General features: G+C 65.2%; 13 protein-coding genes. 8 read left to right on the forward strand and 5 right to left on the reverse strand.

Going from position 1 to position 16,374, the window contains the following annotated elements; all coding sequences use genetic code 11:
- Window positions 1-29 precede the first annotated feature (29 nt).
- From GGR36_RS17495 to GGR36_RS17520, 6 genes are all read left to right on the forward strand, one after another.
- Window positions 30-1,040 (forward strand): ABC transporter substrate-binding protein, encoded by a 1,011-nt coding sequence (locus GGR36_RS17495; protein WP_183636064.1) that lies wholly within the window; start codon window positions 30-32, stop codon window positions 1,038-1,040.
- Complete coding sequence (locus GGR36_RS17500) at window positions 1,037-3,457, forward strand: ATP-binding protein (RefSeq protein WP_183636065.1); 2,421 nt, start codon at window positions 1,037-1,039, stop codon at window positions 3,455-3,457. The genes GGR36_RS17495 and GGR36_RS17500 overlap by 4 nt, the downstream gene beginning before the upstream one ends.
- Before the next feature lie 108 nt (window positions 3,458-3,565).
- A complete protein-coding gene (locus GGR36_RS17505; protein ID WP_183636066.1) occupies window positions 3,566-4,561 on the forward strand; it encodes an ABC transporter substrate-binding protein in 996 nt (331 codons plus the stop codon).
- Complete coding sequence (locus GGR36_RS22300; protein ID WP_183636067.1) at window positions 4,558-6,591, forward strand: ATP-binding protein; 2,034 nt, start codon at window positions 4,558-4,560, stop codon at window positions 6,589-6,591. The genes GGR36_RS17505 and GGR36_RS22300 overlap by 4 nt, the downstream gene beginning before the upstream one ends.
- A gap of 241 nt (window positions 6,592-6,832) precedes the next feature.
- Window positions 6,833-7,621: a carbohydrate-binding protein gene (locus tag GGR36_RS17515; RefSeq protein ID WP_183636068.1), complete on the forward strand. Its 789-nt coding sequence runs from the start codon at window positions 6,833-6,835 to the stop codon at window positions 7,619-7,621.
- Window positions 7,622-7,743: 122 nt separating this feature from the next.
- Window positions 7,744-8,526 (forward strand): carbohydrate-binding protein, encoded by a 783-nt coding sequence (locus GGR36_RS17520; protein WP_183636069.1) that lies wholly within the window; start codon window positions 7,744-7,746, stop codon window positions 8,524-8,526.
- 68 nt (window positions 8,527-8,594) lie between these two features.
- Here the strand turns inward: GGR36_RS17520 and GGR36_RS17525 are convergent, their stop codons facing one another.
- Both GGR36_RS17525 and GGR36_RS17530 read right to left on the reverse strand, forming a co-directional pair.
- A complete protein-coding gene (locus GGR36_RS17525; protein WP_183636070.1) occupies window positions 8,595-9,344 on the reverse strand; it encodes a TerC family protein in 750 nt (249 codons plus the stop codon).
- Window positions 9,345-9,418: 74 nt separating this feature from the next.
- Window positions 9,419-9,997 (reverse strand): hypothetical protein, encoded by a 579-nt coding sequence (locus tag GGR36_RS17530; RefSeq protein ID WP_207064486.1) that lies wholly within the window; start codon window positions 9,995-9,997, stop codon window positions 9,419-9,421.
- A gap of 73 nt (window positions 9,998-10,070) precedes the next feature.
- Between GGR36_RS17530 and parC the strand changes: the two genes are divergently transcribed.
- Window positions 10,071-12,470, forward strand: coding sequence for a DNA topoisomerase IV subunit A (parC, locus tag GGR36_RS17535; protein ID WP_183636071.1), 2,400 nt, complete (start codon window positions 10,071-10,073; stop codon window positions 12,468-12,470).
- A 4-nt stretch (window positions 12,471-12,474) separates the two neighbouring features.
- A complete protein-coding gene (locus GGR36_RS17540) occupies window positions 12,475-12,975 on the forward strand; it encodes a nucleoside/nucleotide kinase family protein (protein ID WP_183636072.1) in 501 nt (166 codons plus the stop codon).
- A gap of 243 nt (window positions 12,976-13,218) precedes the next feature.
- Here the strand turns inward: GGR36_RS17540 and GGR36_RS17545 are convergent, their stop codons facing one another.
- The 3 genes from GGR36_RS17545 to GGR36_RS17555 form a co-directional block, all read right to left on the reverse strand.
- Window positions 13,219-13,359: a hypothetical protein gene (locus GGR36_RS17545; protein ID WP_183636073.1), complete on the reverse strand. Its 141-nt coding sequence runs from the start codon at window positions 13,357-13,359 to the stop codon at window positions 13,219-13,221.
- A 356-nt stretch (window positions 13,360-13,715) separates the two neighbouring features.
- The gene (tfpB, locus tag GGR36_RS17550; protein ID WP_183636074.1) at window positions 13,716-15,527 is read right to left on the reverse strand and encodes a type IV pilus assembly ATPase TfpB; all 1,812 of its coding nucleotides are present in this window, start codon (window positions 15,525-15,527) and stop codon (window positions 13,716-13,718) included.
- Window positions 15,528-15,690: 163 nt separating this feature from the next.
- A complete protein-coding gene (locus tag GGR36_RS17555; RefSeq protein ID WP_183636075.1) occupies window positions 15,691-16,350 on the reverse strand; it encodes a NapC/NirT family cytochrome c in 660 nt (219 codons plus the stop codon).
- Window positions 16,351-16,374 lie beyond the last annotated feature (24 nt).

Genomic DNA, 16,374 nt, shown 5'->3' on the forward strand with positions numbered 1-16,374 from the left:
CCAGTTGCAAGCCTGCCGTTGACGCAGCCATGCGCGACCGCGATCCGATTCCATGCCCCGACCTGCTGCGCCGGCAATGGCTGCGCCTGGCGGCGTGTGCCTGCGGATTGCCGTTGCTCGCAGCCTGCACGGACGCACGGGACACGGTGATCGAACCGCGGCCGCTGCGCATTGCGATAGACCTGTGGGCGGGGTACTACCCCTTGCTGCTGGCGCGCGAGCTGGGCTTCCTGAAAAACCACGGCGTCGCGGTCGATGTCGTGATCCCGGAGAACACGCGACAACTCCTTTCGGATTTTGCGGCCGGCAATTACGACGGGGTCTGCGTGTCGATTGGCGACATGATCACCCTGACCCGTGCGGCTCCCGAAATCCGCATGGTCCTCGCCGCGAGCGAATCGATCGGGGCCGACCGTATCCTCGGCAAGGAATCCCCGTCCCGCGTCGATGATGTTCGCGGCGCGCGCATCGGCACTTCGCTCGGGGGCTTCGGTGAATTGCTGGTGTTGCGTTTTGCGCGGCGCTACGGGTTGTCGCTGGGTGACGTCGAAATGGTGCAGGTCGATGCGTCGGAAGTGCCGGCGCGGCTTGCCGACGGCTACATCGACTATGGCCATACCTGGGAACCTTATGTCGCGCAGGCGCGCGAGCAGGGTTTCATCGAAGTGTTCAGCAGTCGCGACACGCCCGGCCTGGTGGTGAACGGGCTGATTTGCCATGCCTCGGTGCTGCAGAAGCGTGCGGCGGAAATGCGGGCCTTGATGGCGGCCTGGTTCGAGGGGGTCGACTGGTGGAACCGCAATGAACTGGATGCGGAGCCGCTCTTGCGGCGCGCGCTTGCGGGTCGCACCAGTGAAGTGGTGCGGGTCGCGATCCGTCTGCTGACCCGCGAAGACAATCGCGCGAAATTCCAGCCGGGGGTGACCGAGGAGTCGCTGCACCGCGTGGCGGAAATCTATGTTGAGCATTTCATCGCGCGCGGCCTGATCGGACGTCCGCCCAGGGTGGCCGAGCTGCTGGATGCGAGCTTCCTGCCGTGAACATTCGCGGTCGCATACTGCTGGTGCTGGTGGCGGCGACGCTGGTGCCGCTCTATCTGGTTGGCTGGCTGACCTTGTCGGCGAATGCGCGATCGAGCGCCGACCGTGAAGACACGCTGTTACGGGTGCGCGCCGACGAATTGTCCAATGACATCGATGGGTTCGTCCGTGCGACGCAGGAGGCGCTGCGTGCCGATTCCGGGCAGCCGATCTTCGTGCGTTACCTGAGCAGCGATGCAGACGCCCGCCGCAAGCTCGACAGCGAGGTGCGCAGCGCCCTGCGCAGTGTGGCGGTGAAGGACCCGATCCATGTGATGTCCGCGGCGCTGATCGATGGTGCTGCGCGTGTGCTGGCTGATACCCGTTTCCTGCCGGGACAGTCCGAACAGGAGCGTAGCAGCCCCTGCGTGGCCGATGCGCTGACGCAGGGTGTCAGCGCGCTTGACGGACCACGGGCCGAAGGCCCCGCCGATTCGGCCTTCATCCTGTTCTGCCATCCGGTGCGCGATTCGCGTGGGCATATCCTCGGCATCCTGCGGCTACGTGTGTCGGCCGCCAGGCTGCAGGCGATCGTGTGGCGCCAGGGCCTGAACGAGGCGAGCGGGCGCTATGTGATGGTGTTGACGCCGGATGGCGTGGTCGCGGCGCACAGTACGCGACCTGAATGGTTGCTGCGCGCGCGCCTGGGCGGCGACGAAAAATCGGATGCGGTGCTGCGGCGTGAGCACCGCCTCGTCGGCAAGGGCGAAACTGAGCGCCTGAATGGTGTGCTTCCCGCCGTGCAGCGCACCTCGGTGCTCGCCTGGGTGACAGTCAGCGACGGGCGATTGCGGATGGCCGTCGCGCAGGTGCGCGATACGCCCTGGCGGGTGGTGGTGTTCACGCCCGAGGCGGCCTGGCGTGCCGGCTTTGATGCCGAGTTGCGCACGATCCTGTTGCTCGGCGGCATCACGACCTTGCTGCTGCTGGTGGCGTCGTGGTGGGTCGCCGGGCGCATTTCGGGCCCGATCGTGCGGCTGACCGAGGTGGCGGACCGCATCGGGCGTGACGCGGCGCAACCCGAACTCCCGGTCGACGCGGATGGCGAGGTGGGGCGGCTGGCGCGCGCATTGCAGTCGATGATGCGTCGTCTCGACGAAGCGCGCGCTACGCTGGCCCAGCAAGTCGAAGAACAGCGCGCCACGGCGCTCCGCCTGCAGATCAGCGAGTCGCGGCTGACGGCGCTGTTCAACCTGTCGCCGCTGCCCCTGCTGCTCTCGGATCGTGAGTCCGGCGAAGTGATGGACGTCAACGCCGCCTTCGTCACGCAGTTCGGCGCCGTCGCGGCATCGTTGGCCGGCGCGTCACTGGCAAGTCTTTCGGGCGACGCGCGTTTCCCGTCCTTCTATACCCTGGCCAGGCAACTGCAATTGCAGGGCGATGTTGACCAGGTGGTGCCGGTGCGACATGACGGAGAGGCGTCTTTCATGCGGACTTTCGGTCGCGCCTTCGAAGCCGGCGCCCGCAAGCTCGCCATCTGGACCTGTGTCGACGTGACCGAGACCGAAAACGCCCGCCGCGCGCTGGAGGAACTCAACGCCTCACTGGAAGGCCGTGTTGAGCAGCGTACCAATGCGCTGCGCGAAACCCTGCAACACCTTCAACTGGCGCAAGACGAACTGGTGCGCTCGGAAAAGCTGGCGGCGCTCGGCAGCCTGGTTGCCGGGGTGGCGCACGAATTGAACACCCCGCTCGGGAACAGCGTGACCGTGGCCAGCACGATTGGTGAGCTGACGTCCCGCCTCGCCGAAGACCTTGCTGGCGGGCGCCTGCGGCGCTCTCAACTCGACGAATTCGTCGTCGCGATGCAGTCGGCGGCCGATCTGATCACGCGCAATCTCGCCCGGGCGAGGACTTTGGTGACCAGCTTCAAACAGGTCTCGGTCGATCGGGTCAGTGAGGGGCGTCGTCGCTTCGATCTCGCCGAAGTGATCAACGAAGTGGCGGCGACGTTGGCGCCGGGGCTCAAAGGCCAACCGGGGCGGCTCGATCTCGATCTGGCCCCTGTCGAGATGGACAGCTTCCCCGGCGCCATCGGCCAGATCATTACCAATCTGGTCAACAACGCAATGCTGCACGCCTTCGAGGGCCGCGACGACGGACTCGTCGTACTGAGCTGCCGCCATTTGCCCGACGGATTTGCCGAGCTCGTCTGTCGGGACGATGGCAGCGGCATGGACGCCGAAACGCTGCGGCGCATCTTCGATCCGTTCTTTACGACCAAATTCGGACGGGGCGGCAGCGGCCTGGGCATGCATATCGTGTACAACCTGGTGACCCGTGGTCTGGGTGGCACCATCGAGGTGGCGAGCCAGCCAGGCAGTGGCGCGCGTTTTCGCATCGTGATGCCATGTGTCGCGCCTGCGCACGCCGACTGATATCTTTCGCACGGCGAGCCATGGCGCCGATTTCGTTTCGTGATGGGCTCAAGCCATGCCGAGCTGGCGCCGTTGTTGCGGGTTGGGGTAGGTCGCATGAGAGGACGAATGAATCTGCCTGAATGTCAATCGGTGCCGCGACGACGGTGGCTCCATTACAGCGCCGGCTGCGTGGCTGCGCTGCTGGTCGGTTGCGGCCGCCCGTCTTCGCCGTCGAAGCCCGCCCCCCTGCGCATAGGTGTCGACCTATGGGCCGGCTATTACCCGCTGCTGCTGGCGAAGGAACTGGGCTATCTGGCGTCGGCCGGCGTCGAGGTCGACATCGGCATCCCGCAGAACACGCGTCGCCTGCTCAGCGATTTTTCCGCCGGCGCTTACGATGGCGCCTGCGTCTCAGTTGGCGACATGATCACGCTGACCCGCACATCGCCGGATGTGCGCATGGTCCTCGCTTCGGACGAATCCGCTGGCGGCGACGTGCTGCTCGGCAGTCAGGTGCCAACCGAGGCCGCCCAGATACGAGGCAAGCGCATCGGCACCTCGCTGGGGGGATTTGGCGAGCTGCTGGTGCTGCGGTTTCTCGCCCGTTTCGGGCTTACCTTCGATGACGTGAAGCTGCTCAATGTCGACGCGGCTGACGTGCCTTTGCAGCTCGAACGCGGCGAACTCGATTTTGGCCACACCTGGGAGCCCTACGTCTCGCAGGCGGTTTCGAGGGGTTTCAAGGCGGTGTATTCGAGTGCGGACACCCCCGGCCTGATCATCGACGGGTTGATGTTCCACAAGGCCGTGCTCGAGCAGCGCGCCGACGCGGTGCGCGCCCTGGTGGCGGCGTGGTTCCGTGCGCTGGACTGGTGGAACAGCCATCCGGCCGAGGGCGACCAGCGCCTGCAGGTGCTGCTCAAGGGCAAGACCGATGACGTCAGCCGAAACGGCATCAGGTTGCTGGGGCTCGCCGAGAACCGCGCCAAGTTCCAGCCCGGCGAGACCGACGCGTCCTTGCCTCATGTGGCCGGCCAATTCATCGAGCACTTCGTGGCGCGCGGCTACCTGATGACGCGGCCGCGCCCCGAAGACCTCTTCGACGTGCGCATGCTGCCGTGAGAATCCGCGGTCAACTTCTGCTGACGCTCGCGCTGGTCGCGCTGGTCCCGCTCTACATCACCGGCTGGATCGCCCTGCAGGCGAACGAGTACGCACGCGCGGAGCGGGAAGATAGCGCCTTGCGCGCCCGCGCGGCAGAAGTCGCGTCCGCCATCGATACCTATGCCGCCGCGACGCTCGAAGGCTTGCGCGCGGATGGTCACCTGCCCGGGCTGCGGCGCTTTCTTGCAGCCGACGATGAGCGGCGCACGCTGCTGGTGGCCGAACTGGTGGACACGCTGCGCAATACGGTGATCAAGGATCCTATCCATGTGACCTCCGCGGCGCTGCTCGACCGCGAAGGCCGCGTCATGGTCGATACCGAACTGGGGCGCACCGGTATCAGCGAAGCGGACAAAGCCTGGTTCAAGCAGGCGGTCGATTCGGGTCTGCCGAGTCTGGTCGGGCCCTATTTCGAAAAGGACGGCGCCACGCTCTGGGCGTCGGAGCCGGTGCGAGACGGCGGCGGGCTGATTGTCGGCGTACTGCGCTTGCGCATCGCTGCGGCGCGCTTGCAGGAATTCGTGCGGCAGGACCCGGCGCGCGAGGGCAGCGGCAGTTTCAGCATTCTCATTGACAGCGCAGGTGTCGCGATCGCGCACGGCGGGGATGCGCGCCTCCAAGGCCGCGTCGTGATTGGTGCCGACGCGGCGACACTGACCCGACTCGTGAACGAACGGCGTGTGGCGACGGATCTGCCGGGGAGCCTGAAGCGCTCGGAGGCCCTCGCCGAGGGTATGAACTGGGTCGACGTCGACAGCGATGGCGAGGTCGAGCGCGTGGCGGTGGTGCCGCTGCGCGTGGCGCCGTGGCGCCTGGCGCTGGTCGAGCCGCGTCAGAACTACTTCGCGCCGTATGCAAGGCTGACCATGGTGGTGTTGGCGATGGGTCTGCTGCTGACCGGGCTGATCGTGGGCGCCGCCTGGCTGGTTTCGGCGCGCATCGCCAAACCGCTCGTGCAGCTCACCGATGCCGCGGAACGCATCGGCTCCGGATCGGCTGCCGATCTGCCAACCGGGGCGAGCGGCGAGATCGGGCAGCTGGCACGCGCCTTCGAGGCACGGGATCACCGCCTGCGCGAATCGCGCGAGGCCCTTGAAGCCTTGAACGCCACGCTTGAGGCGCGGGTCGAGGCGCGAACCGTCGAGCTGACGCAAGCGCTGGAGCGCCTCGAGATGGCGCAGGACGAGTTGGTGCGATCCGAAAAGTTCAGCGCCCTCGGGAATCTGGTCGCAGGCATCGCACATGAGCTGAACACGCCGATTGGCAACAGCGTGACGGTGGCGAGCGCGTTGATCGCGCAGTCCCGCAAACTCAAGCAGGATGTGGAGGCAAGCCAGCTACGGCGCTCCAGCCTGCTCGAATATGTCGACAACCTGCAGGATGCCGCCTCGCTGCTCGATCGCAATCTGGAACGCGCACGCGACCTGGTGGCGAGCTTCAAGCAGGTATCGGTCGACCGCGTCAGCGAGAAACGCCGGGTGTTCGACCTAGCGGTGACGGTACGCGAACTGGTGACGACGATGATGCCGCTGTTGCGCAAGCACGGCGTCGAGGTCGAATTGCTGCTTGAGGAAGGGATATCGGTCGATAGCTATCCGGGCCCGTTGGGGCAGGTGCTCACCAACTTCATCAACAACGCGTTGATTCACGCCTTTGATGGTCGCGACCAGGGGCGTTTGTCCCTTACGGCGGCTCGACATGGGGCCGACGCCTGTGTGATCACCTGTGCCGACGACGGGGTCGGGATTCCGGCCGACCAGATCAACCGCATCTTCGATCCGTTCTTCACCACCAAGCTCGGCCGCGGCGGCAGCGGGCTGGGCCTGAGCATCGTCTACAACCTGGTCAATGGCGTCTTGGGTGGCCGGATCGAAGTCACCAGTCGCCCAGGCGAGGGCACGCGCTTCAGTGTGTTCATCCCGCTCACTGCCCATCCGGGGCACGACATGGAAGAGGACGACGCGGACGTCGACAGCGCCGGAGTCTGAGCCGCGCATAAGGCGCGGCGTGTGCCGGCTCAGGTTGCCGGAATATTTGCCCAGGCATGGGTCAAATTGATTATTCCTTTTGCATCATAAATAACTTCTAGTGCTGATCGCGCGAAATGCGCAGTTTCGGACAAGGCCGTCCGGCTTCGTTCCGCACACTTCGTGCCAGCAAGCAATACGACACCCGGTTGCTTGCTCGCGCCGCGAGGCGCATCCCCCCAATCAGCAACAGAGGTGAACCATGAAGAAGATCATTCTGATCCTGGCCGCGATCGCGCTGGCCGCTCAGGCCTATGCGGCCGATGAGATCAAGCTCCTGCGTTCGCGCAGCACGGTCTCTTCGAAGTACGGCGTCAGCAGTCAAACCATCCATTTCGAAGCTCTCGTCAAGAATCTCAACTATGCCAAGCAGGTTTATGCTCACCTGAAGCGGCCCGACGGTAGCTGGGTCGATGCGCCGCTGGCCTATTCGCGTGCCGCAGACACCGGGCGTGAAGTCTGGGAAGGCAGCTACACCGATCCGAACCCGACCAATACGGGCCCCAGCTTCCAGACCTTCGATCTCGAGTTCGCGCTGCGCTATGTCGTGAACGGCGTCGAGTACTGGGACAACAACAGCGGCCTGAACTACAAGCAGGGGCGTGATACCGGCCACCTGCTGATCGGCACCAACGTGCTGGCGAGCATCTATGACCTCAACAGCCCGGCATGGATCTACAACGGCCACTATTACGGCGCGGTCACGCTGAAGAACCTGTCGCCGAGCAAGCAGGTCAAGGTGGTCTACTCGACCGATGGCTGGAAGACCAGTGGCACGGCCTGGGCGACTTTCAGCAACACCTACTGGTCAGGCGGCTACAGCGCAGCGCCCAACCCGAACGCTTACGGCGCAGAAGAGTGGAACTTCCAGCTTGATCTGAGCACCACGGCGACCAAGGTCGAATTCGCGATTGGCTACATCGTCAATGGCACGACCTACTGGGACAACAACTTCGGTCGCAACTACACCCAGGCGCTCAAGCAGAACTGATCTGGCGCGCAAGCCGGCGCGCCCACCGCGCGCCGGCACCGGGGCCGGCCACACTGTTTTTCTCCAATGGACTGCGTCGCCGCTCGGGCGAGGCAGCGCCACGTCCCTGTCAGGAGACTTCCATGAACAAGCTCTTTGCCGCGATTGCCGTAATCCTGTTCGCCCACGCTGCCGTCGCTGCCGACGAAATCAAGCTGCTGCGCTCGCAGAGCACCGTATCCGCCTATTACCAGGTCGGGCTGCAGTCGGTCCGATTCGAGGCGCTGGTGAAGAACCTCGCCTATGCCAAGCAGGTCTATGCCCACCTCAAGAAGCCCGATGGCAGCTGGATTGATGTGCCGCTTGCCTACAGCCGCCCGGCCGACAACGGTAACGAAGTGTGGGCCGGCAACTTCAACGATAGCGACGCCACCGGCCTCACCTACCAGAGCTGGGATCTGGAGTTCGCGCTGCGCTACAAGGTCAACGGCATTGAGTACTGGGACAACAACGGTGGCCAGAACTACAAGCAGGCCAAGGATTCCGGCAGTCTGATGCCATCCACCGTCCTGTTCGACCGCTTCGTCGATACCGGCAACCCGGTGACGGTGTACGGCACCCGTTACTACGGTAGCGTCAGCCTGAAAGACATCGGCAGCAACAAGCAGGTCGAAATCCGCTATACCACCGATGGCTGGAAGACGACGCGCAGCGCCTGGGCGGTCTGGAATGGCGGCTTCTGGCGCAGCTACTACAGCAGCGCAACGAATCCGAACCAGTATGGGGTAGAAGAGTGGGCCTACGGCCTCACGCTGCCGGCCGGTACCACCCGCATTGAGTATGCGGTGGCCTATACGGTCAACGGCACGACGTACTGGGACAACAACTTCGGCCGTAACTATGTCGTCGCGGTGAAGATGCAGTAAGCGTGGGCTCTCCGCAGCAAATGAAAACGCCCCTTGCGGGGCGTTTTTGCCTGAAGTAACGGCGGCGCTCAGCCGGGCAGATCCTTGCGCAGGTGCACCGGCTCGGCGATGCGCTTGCGCAGCCTGATGTTGATCATCTCGACCACCACCGAGAAGGCCATCGAGAAGTAGATGTAGCCCTTCGGCACATGGGTGTCGAAGCCTTCCGCGATCAGCGTGACGCCGACCAGCACCAGGAAGGACAGCGCCAGCATCTTCACCGTCGGGTGCCGATCGACGAACTCACCGATCGGTTTTGCCGCAAACATCATTACGCCGACCGACAACACGATCGCGCTCACCATCACGCCGAGATCGCTCGCCAGCCCCACCGCAGTGATCACCGAATCGAGCGAGAACACGATGTCGATGATCGCGATCTGTACCAGCACCGCGGCGAATGCAGCGCCCGCACCGCCACCGCCATGCGACTCCTCTTCGCCTTCGAGCGCATTGTGGATCTCGTGCACGCTCTTCCACAGCAGGAACAGGCCGCCGCCGATCAGGATCAGGTCGCGTCCGGTGATGCCCTTCTCGATGACCGGCGCGACGAACAGCGGCGACTGCAGCTTCATGATCCAGGCCAGCGAAGCGAGCAGTGCGATGCGGGTGCCCATGGCAAGCAGCAGGCCGAGGCGGCGCGCGAGATTGCGCTGGGCGGCCGGCAGTCGGCCGACGAGAATCGAGATGAAGATGATGTTATCCACGCCGAGCACGATCTCCAGTGCAGTCAGCGTAGCCAAGGCAACCCAGGCATTCGGGTCAGCAAGCCATTCCATGTTCAGGTGTCTCCGGGCTACAAAACAGAACGGCCGCCCAGATGCGGGCGGCCGTCGCAGTATGCCAGCTTGCGTTACTTGACCGTGTACCCGCGCCCTTCAAGGCATGCCGCGCGTGCCTTGTTGAAGGCCGCGCTCTGGTTGCTGGCCTGCGTCGTCGCGGCTTGTTGCTGTGCGGCCTGTTGTTGCTGCGCCGCGCGCTGCTGCTGGCGCTTCTGCCCCCGTTGCGCGGCACCCCCCGCAACGGCGCCGGCGACGGCTGCGTCGCCAACATCGTTGTCGGTGATCGCCGCTACGGTTGCCGCCGCCGCAGCGCCGCGTACCCGGCCGCCGCTGGGTGCAGGGGCTGCAGCAGGTGCGGGGGCCGGGGCCGCCGCCTGGGGCGGCTTCGCCGGGTCGAATCCGGTCTGGCCCACCGCCCATGTGTAGCATTCCGCCTCATCCGTCTTCTGCTGCTCGGGGCTCTGCCCTTTGGCCGGATACACAAACTGCTGCGCCATTGCCGGGCCGGCAGCAGCGGCGAACAGGAAGGAAAGGACGCTCAGGCGAATGTTCATGGTCGTGTCTCCCTGAAGTCGGTCGCGCAGGGCAAGCGCCGGCGCGCTGGTAGCCAAGATGGTAGAACGGTTCACGGCGGAACGGATCTGCGCCATGTCACATCCGTCGTCGGGCGGCACCTTCAACCTGCGATAATCGCGGCTGTTTCCGCAGCAGATGCCTTAGCCCATGCACAACGAGCCCGAAACCGGCACCGAAAGCAATCCAGAGCTCGACCTCTTCGGCAGCGATGCCGAACAGGTGGTCGAGCCGCAAGCCGAAGCGCCGGCTGAACCACCGGCGCCCCCGCCGCCGCCCACGCTCACCGAACTCCCCGACGATCACCTGCCGATCGCCGCGTTTGCCGAGCGTGCCTACCTCGCCTACGCGATGAGCGTGGTGCGCGGCCGTGCGCTGCCGCAGGTGGAAGACGGCATGAAGCCGGTGCAGCGCCGCATCCTGTACTCGATGCACGAAATGCGGCTCACGCCCGGCGCCAAGCCGGTTAAGAGCGCGCGTGTGGTCGGCGATGTGATCGGTAAGTTGCACCCGCATGGCGACACCGCGGTGTACGACGCAGCGGTGCGGCTGGCGCAGGACTTCACGCTGCGCTACCCGCTGATCGACGGCCAGGGCAACTTCGGTTCGCGCGACGGCGATGGCGCGGCGGCGATGCGTTACACCGAAATGCGCCTGACGCCGCTGGCCGAACTGCTGCTGGGCGAGATCGACCGCGGCACGGTGGATTTCGTGCCCAACTACGATGGCGCCTGGCAGGAGCCCAAGCTCTTTCCGGCACGCCTGCCGATGCTGCTGCTCAACGGCGCTTCCGGCATCGCGGTCGGCATGGCGACCGAATGCCCGCCGCACAATTTGCGCGAGGTTTCGGCCGCGGCGCAGCTCTTGATCAAGAAGCCGGAATCAACGCTGGATGACGTGATGGCGCTGCTGCCGGGGCCGGACTTCCCCGGCGGCGGCCAGCTCATCTCGCCGCCGCAAGCGCTGCGCGACGCCTACGCCGGCGGCCGCGGCAGCCTGCGGATGCGCGCGCGCTGGCGTGTCGAGCCGCTTGCGCGCGGTGCCTGGCGCATCATCGTCAACGAAATGCCGCATGGCGTGTCGGTCTCCAAGGTGCTCTCGGAAATCGAGGCGCTGACGAACCCGCAGCCCAAGGCCGGCAAGAAGGAAGTCTCCGCAGAGGAGAAGGCCACCAAGGCGCTGGTGCTCGGCGTGCTCGACACCGCGCGCGACGAATCCTCCGACAAGGAAGCGGTGCGTCTGGTGCTCGAACCCAAGAGCCGCACGCAAGACCCCGAAGAGCTGATGCGGGTGCTGCTGGTGCACACCTCGCTCGAATCCTCGGTGTCGATCAACCTCACGGTTATCGGCCGCGACGGCCGCCCGGCGCAGAAGGGCTTGCTGGCGGTACTGCATGAGTGGATCGCTTTCCGTTTCGACACCGTCGAGCGCCGCACGCGGCACCGGCTCGGCGAAGTCGACCGTCGCATTCACATCCTCGAAGGCCGCGCCATCGTCTGGCTGCATATCGACGAGGTGATCCGCGTGATTCGCGAGGCCGAGGAGCCCAAGGCCGAGCTGATGGCGCGCTTCAAGCTCAGCGAGATCCAGGCCGAGGACATTCTTGAGATTCGCCTGCGCCAGTTGGCGCGGCTGGAGTACATCAAGATCGAGTCGGAACTGGCCGAGCTGCGCGTCGAACGCGCCAAGCTGATCGAACTGCTGGAAGACCGCGGCGCGATGACGCGCCTGATCCTAAAGGAAATCGTCGAGGATACGAAGAAGTTCGGCGACGACCGTCGCACGCTGATCGAAGCCGCGCAGGCGGTGGTGGCGGCCGAAGCGCCGGTGCTCGACGAGCCGGTCACCGTTATCCTCTCGCGCAACGGTTGGGTACGTGCGCGCCAGGGCCACGGCGTGGACCGCGCGGCGCTGACCTACAAGTCCGGCGACGGCGAATTCGCGGTGATCGAAACGCGCACGCCCTGGCCGCTGCTGATCATCGACACCCAGGGGCGCGCCTACTCGGTGCGGATCCAGGATCTACCCGGCGGGCGTGGCGACGGCGTGCCGATCACCACGCTGATCGAGCTGCAGAACGGCGCACGCGTGGCGCAGGCCCTCTCCGGCGACCCGGCGAAGGAATACCTCTTCGCCAACTCCGGCAGCTACGGCTTCATCACCACCTTGTCCGAACTTGCCGGCCGTAATCGCGCCGGCAAAGCCTTCATGACGCTGGAAGACAAGGAAGAAGTGCTGCGCCCGGTGCCCTGCGAAGGCGAGTGGATTGCCGCCGCATCGGCCAACGGCCGCCTGCTGTGGTTCCCGCGCGCCGAGATGAAGGTGATGCCGCGCGGCCGCGGCGTGATCGTCATGGGCCTGGACGACAAGGAAACGCTCAACGCCGTGGCCTGCCCGGCGGAGCCGGTGGTCACCGTCAGCGGCATCGGCCGTGGCGGCAAGGAGATCGCGGTCGAGGTGAAGGGTGTTGCGCTGCAAGCCTGCGTAGGCAAGCGGGCGCGCAAGGGCGGTGCGGTCGCACCAAAGGTGAAGCCGACCGGGATGAGTTGAGTAAGTGGGGCGGCTGATCATCCTGACCGGCGCGCCCAACGCCGGCAAGACGACGGTGGCGGGCCTGCTGAAGGCGCAGTGCGCGCGCCTCGCGGTGATCGAGGTCGATGACCTGCGCGCCTGCATTGCATGGATGCCGCTTGCCGAAGCGGTGCCGCTCAACCTGATCAACGCGTGCGACGTCGCGAACAACTTTCTGGCGCACGGGCTGGATGTGCTGTTCGTGTATCCGCTGTCCGACGCCGACTTCACGTTCATCCGCCCGCGCTTCGAACCCGATCAGGAAATCCTCAGCGTTGCGCTGTGGTGTGCGCCCGACGTGAACGCCGAATCCCGCGGATCGCGGGTCCTGTCGGGCTGGGAGCGCGAGCGTATCCGGTGGATGCACGGCGAGGGCATGGCGCGTCCGCGCTTCGCGCAACTCGTGGACACCACCGACATCAGCGCCCAAGCCGCCGCAGACACGGTGAAACGCATCTGTGCGCTTGCTTCTGCGGCAGAGTGATCTGCGTCTGAACTGTTGGGCTGGCTACGCCCTAGCGCCGAGCCGACTCACGCGCGTGGCGTGGGTTGTCTTGCTGGCAGGCTGGATGTGGGCGTCGCGAATGTCGGAGGCCTTCCGTCGGTGCGGGGATCGCCCGCACCGTACGGGTTGGCCGGACGTGCAATTCGCGCCCTTGTCCGATGACGAAAACGGGCCGCGAAATGCGGCCCGTGTGTTTATCCCCGCCGCGAGGGGCGGGGGCGGTCATACCAGGAATAAGGCCAAGCCAAAGCAGGCCCATCCGGCCATCAGGATTGCGTTGATCGCGGTGTCCATCTTGCCGGGCTTGGGTACCCAATAGGGCAGGTCCGCGTGGTCTTCGGTGATATCGGGTATGTGGGTCATGGTGTTGCACTCCATGGGCAACGCGGCTGCTCCCGCCGCGCGCAAGCACGCAGCTCAGCCGCCTGGAAAGGGCTTCATGAGTTCTTCCTGGGTTTAGGGGTGATGCGCAGTAGCACTGCCCGATTGTGTCGAGCAGCCGGCTGCGTGTGAAAGGTCCGGGAGAGCTTCCGAACAACCGTTAGGGTTGGGCGGCAAGGCCGCCGGAAGCAGAAAAAGAAACAACCCGACCCGTTCGTCAGTATAGGAAACCGACACGCGATTTCCAGCCTGTTTTCGAAGCTGGGGCCTCGCTCAGCGGTGTCCTGTACAAGGTCGCGATTGACGCTACCCGACGCCAGGTGCCGCGGCGGGTTGGATCAGCCCTCGCTCGCCTGTGGCGCCACCTTCAGCACTTCATCCAGCGTCGTCGCACCGGCCGCCACCTTCATCGCGCCTGAGACCCGTAGCGGCTTCATGCCTTCGCGGTAGGCCAATTCTCGGATCGCAGCGAGGTCGGCCTCTCGGGTGACCAGTTGCCGCAGGGCGGGATTCATCAGCAGGATTTCGTACAGGCCAATTCGGCCGGAAAAACCGGTCATGCGGCATTCGAGGCAGCCGACGGCGCGATGGATCTGAGCGGGGCGGTTGGCGCGAAACGGGGCGACCAGTGCGTCCCACAGGGCGGCCTCGTCGTCCTGTACCGCGGCGGGCTGTTTGCAGTGGGGGCAGAGCGTGCGCGCGAGGCGCTGCGCCATCACGCCGAGCAGGGTGGCGGAGAGCAGGTAGGGCGGCACGCCCAGATCGAGCATGCGGGTGATCGCGGCCGGCGCGTCGTTGGTGTGCAACGTCGACAGTACCAGGTGGCCGGTGAGCGCCGCCTGGATCGCCATCTCGGCGGTTTCCAGATCGCGGATCTCGCCGATCATGATGATGTCCGGGTCCTGCCGCAGCAGCGCGCGCACGCCGTCGGCGAAGCCGAGGTCGATCGAGGGCTGCACCTGCATCTGGTTGAAAGCCGGCTCGACCATCTCGATCGGGTCTTCGATCGTGCAGACGTTCACCTCTGGGGTGGCAAGGTGTTTCAAGGTCGAGTACAGCGTGGTGGTCTTGCCCGAGCCGGTCGGCCCGGTGACCAGGATGATGCCGTTGGGCTGACGCACCATCGCGTTCCAGCGCGACTGATCGTCATCGGTGAAACCGAGTTCCGAGAAATTGCGGACCAGCACCTCGGGGTCGAAGATCCGCATCACCAGTTTCTCGCCAAAGGCAGTGGGCAGCGTCGAGAGCCGCAACTCGATCTCGTTGCCCAGCGGCGTGCGGGTCTTCACGCGACCGTCCTGCGGGCGGCGCTTCTCGATCACGTCCATGCGGCCGAGCAGCTTGATGCGGCTGGTCATCGCAGTGAGCACCGACATCGGTAACTGGTAAACCTGATGCAGCACGCCGTCGATGCGGAAGCGCACCAGGCCGATCTCGCGTCGCGGTTCGATATGGATGTCCGATGCGCGCTGCTCGAAAGCGTATTGCCACAGCCAGTCGACGATGTGGACGATGTGCTGTTCGTTGGCGTCGAACTCGCGCCGTGTGCGGCCGAGCTCGACGAGTTGTTCGAGATTGGCGATGCCGGGCGCGGTGCCGCTGGCGGATGCGCTCTTGACCGAGCGCGCCAGATTGTAGAACTCGACCTGGAAGCGCTCGATATCGAGCGGGTTGGCAAGCACGCAGCGGATCTCCTTGCGCAGGATCGGCTGCAACTCTTTCTCCCAGTCCCGCAGGAAGGGCTCGGCGGTTGCGATCACCACCTCGCGCGGCGTCACCTCTACCGGCAGCACCCGGCGCCGCGTCGCGTAGGCATTCGACATCACACTGGTGATCGCCGAGAAGTCGATCTTCAGTGGGTCGATGTGCAGGTAAGGGATGCCAAGTACGCCGGCGAGCCACTCGGTCAGCGTTTCCAGATCGAGCAGGCGATGCGGCGCGCGGCGCGACTTCCAGCTCATGTCGGCCACCACCACCAGCGGGTGCGCGTGGCTGTGGCGTGCGCTCTGCGTGGCCCGCAGCAGGTCCGCATCGGCTTGCTCGATCTGCCCGTCGGTCACCAGCAGGGACAGGACTCTCGCGAGCGTCAGGCGGCCCTCATGGCTGGGTGCGGCATGTGGCTTGGAATGCTCGGCGGACTTGGCGTTCATGGTGCGGCGCTTTGCGGGGTTGGGCGTCCGCACAGTCTGCCTTAACTTCGGGTTTTCGAATCGGCGCGTTACGTCAAATGACGGCGATTCCTGTTTGATGGGCGGTAGCGAAAAGGAAAGGGGCCGCATGAGCGGCCCCGGTGAGTAGCTGATCGGCCTGCGCTCAGTGCTGACTTTGCGCGGCGGCGGCCTCGGCGGCTGGCTTGGGCGGATGGAACACTTCCGGCGCCGCGCCGTTCTTGTTCGCGCCGATGGCTTGCTCGACCGGCGGCAGCGTGTGGGCGATGCCCTTGTGGCAGTCGATGCAGGTCATGCCCTGTGTGAAGGCGTCCTGGTGCATGCGCGACGAGCGGCGGCCCTGCTCGGCGTAGTCCATGAACTGGAAGTTGTGGCAGTTGCGGCATTCCTGCGAGTCGTTCTTCTTCATCCGGGCCCATTCGTGCTGGGCGAGCGTCAGTCGCTTTGCGTTGAATTTCTCGGGCGTGTCGATCGAGCCGAGCACCTTGTGCAGCACTTCGTTCGAGGCCTGGATCTTGCGGATGATCTTCGGTACCCATTCCTTCGGCACATGGCAGTCGGGGCAGGTGGCGCGCACGCCGGTGCGGTTCTGGTAGTGGATGGTGTTGCGGTATTCCTGATAGACGTTGTCCTGCATTTCGTGGCACGAGATGCAGAACTGCTCGCGGTTGGTCGCCTCCATCGCGGTGTTGAAGCCGCCCCAGAACACGATGCCGGCGACGAAGACCATCGCGACGAGGCCCAGCCCCGCCGCACGCATGCGGGTCCAGACGCGACGCGGTGCGCTTTGTTGTTGTTCGCTCATGCGTCCTCCTGTGGTGTGGTGGGC

The sequence above is a fragment of the Niveibacterium umoris genome (genome assembly GCF_014197015.1).
In the GTDB taxonomy this organism is placed as follows: Bacteria; Pseudomonadota; Gammaproteobacteria; order Burkholderiales; family Rhodocyclaceae; genus Niveibacterium; species Niveibacterium umoris.